Below are 286 nucleotides of genomic sequence, written 5' to 3' on the forward strand. Positions count from 1 at the left end.
GCCGATCGGTCACGTAGTCCAACAGGCGCTCGAACTGGGCATGCACCGCCGGCCCGTCGGGCTGGTCATACACGCTGTGGAGCATGGCCTTCACCGCCGGCCACATGCTCTTCGGGGTCACCGCCATCAGATTCGCCGCGTAGTGCGTGCGGCACCGTTGCCACACGGCCCCGGGCAGGTTCGCCGCCACTGCTTCCACGAGACCGCGGTGGGAGTCCGAGGTCACCAGTCTCACCCCGGCCAGGCCACGGGCCACCAGATCCGCGAAGAACTCGTTCCACGCCGC

The 286-nt window shown here is 68.9% G+C and carries 1 protein-coding gene; it reads right to left on the reverse strand.

The genetic code is table 11. The features are described from left to right. The coding region (locus ACUJ8O_RS11570) for a transposase (RefSeq protein WP_445373408.1) at window positions 1-286 on the reverse strand (286 nt) is incomplete at both ends.

It is taken from the genome of Micrococcus sp. EWR3.9.1 (assembly GCF_052615555.1).